This is a genomic window from Mesorhizobium sp. M2A.F.Ca.ET.037.01.1.1 (assembly GCF_003998075.1).
GTDB lineage: Bacteria > Pseudomonadota > Alphaproteobacteria > Rhizobiales > Rhizobiaceae > Mesorhizobium.
This window is the reverse complement of sequence record NZ_RZSA01001170.1, coordinates 1-1,843: the sequence shown is the minus strand read 5'-3', so window position 1 is coordinate 1,843 and position 1,843 is coordinate 1. Positions and strand designations below refer to the sequence as shown.

The window sequence follows — 1,843 nt, the reverse complement described above, 5'->3', positions numbered from 1 at the left end:
CACCAGCACGTTGCGCACCCCGCCCCTGCCGCCGGACAGGCCGATGCCGCCGATCACCGCCACCAGCACGATGTCGTAGAGCAGGGTCGAATTGACGACGCGCGTGTTGATTGAATGCAGGCTGGCCGCTGTGAGCAGGCCGGCGATCAGCGCCACCACCGCCGAAAGCGCGTAGCGCAGCACCAGCATGGGGCGCACCGGAATGCCGATGTTGCGCGCCGCGACCGGGTTGTCGCCGGCGAAATAGATGAAGCGGCCCCATTTGGTGTAGCGCAGGAACAGGAAGACCAGGAACGCCAGTCCGGCAAAGACGAAGACCTCGACCGGTATGTCGAGGAAGCGCACGCCGCCGAGCAGCTCCACCCAATGGCCTTGCGGCACCGGAACGGCATCCTGCGTGATCAGTTGCGAGCGCACATAGCCGAACACGAAGGAGCCGGTAGCCAAAGTGACGAAGATCGCCGGAACGTCCGCATAGGCGACCAGAAAGCCGTTGAGCAGGCCGATGGCTAAAACGCCCGCCAGCACATAGGCGAAGGCGAGCCCATCCGAGGTGCCGGTGTTGAGCAGTTGCAGATACCAGGCGACCGACATCGCCATGATCGCCACCGCCGACAAATCGATGCCGCGGCCGATGATGACGACCGCCATGCCGAGCGCAAGGATGCCGAGCACGGACACCGACCGGACGATTGCCACCAGATTGTCGGCGGTCAGGAACCCGGGCAAACTGAGCGCTGCAGCAGCGAACAGAAGGATGGCGATGGCAAAGACAATGCCTTCCTGATTAAGGCGCCTCCAGTTCGGCCAGCCGATCGCGTTCATCGCTTTGTCTTTCGCCCCGATGGCAAGGCCCTGCAAGCCGCCATCCCGCACGAAAGCTAATCGGCCCGACAGCGGCTCGTCAAATGAATCCGCGTTCAAGGACCGCGCCTCTCCGACTATTTTCCGAGTGGACGCATCGATTGCCGTAACTGGCGCAATAGGCGGAAACTCTTGGGCTTTTTGGCGGCTCGTTGCCCCGATCACGCGGCTCGCGGAAGAACCCGTTCGAGGGCGACGCGGCCGGCGGAATTTGAGTCCGCGAAATCCCCCCGGCCCGACCTCAATTGTTCGTCGAATGCCCCGAAACCTCGGCGCCGGCATTCGCCGGCAGCACCAGGAAACGCGTCGCCGCGGCAAGACCAAGCAGGCCGATCGCGACGAAGGTGATTCTGAAGTCGACGAGGTCGGGCAAGGCTTCGCCCCTGAAGATCTGCGACAAGTTGAGGATCGCCGCCGCGATCGCCACGCCGAACAGCATCGAGATCTGCTGCAGCATGCTCGAGAGCGTCGCCGCCGAGCTTCGCTGCGGCGCGCCGATATCGGCGAAGGCCAGCGTGTTCAGCGCCGTGAACTGCATTGAGCGCGTAAGACCGGCGACCAGCATCAGCGCCGCCACCAGCACCTGCGGCGTCTGCGGCGAGATCGCGCCGCAAGCCATGATCGCCAGCGATGCGATCGCCCCGTTCACCACCATCACGGTGCGGAAGCCGAAGCGCCTGAGCGTCGGCGTCGTGACCGTCTTCATGCCGAGATTGCCGAGGAAATAGGCCAGCACCAACAGGCCGGCATCGACCGGACGCAGACCGAAGCCGACCTGAAACAGCAGCGGCAAAAGGAATGGCGTGGCGTTGATCGCGACACGGAAGACGGTGCCCGCGGCAAGCGTTGAGATCGCGAAGGTCAGCACCTTGAAGGCCGAAAGGTCGAGCAGCGGATGGCGGGCCAGCAAGAGATGGCGAACGGCGAACCAGCCGATCACGATGCCGATGCCGATGGAGCCTATCGTCGGCAGCAGGCC

General features: G+C 64.2%; 2 protein-coding genes. Both read right to left on the bottom strand.

The genetic code is table 11. From position 1 onward, the window contains the following. A partial coding sequence (locus EOA27_RS34710) for an ABC transporter permease (protein WP_145970770.1) occupies window positions 1–825 on the bottom strand: 825 nt, incomplete at its 3' end. A gap of 280 nt (window positions 826–1,105) precedes the next feature. After that, window positions 1,106–1,843, bottom strand: a 738-nt coding sequence (locus EOA27_RS34705) for an MFS transporter (protein ID WP_127258536.1), incomplete at its 5' end; no start/stop codon positions are given.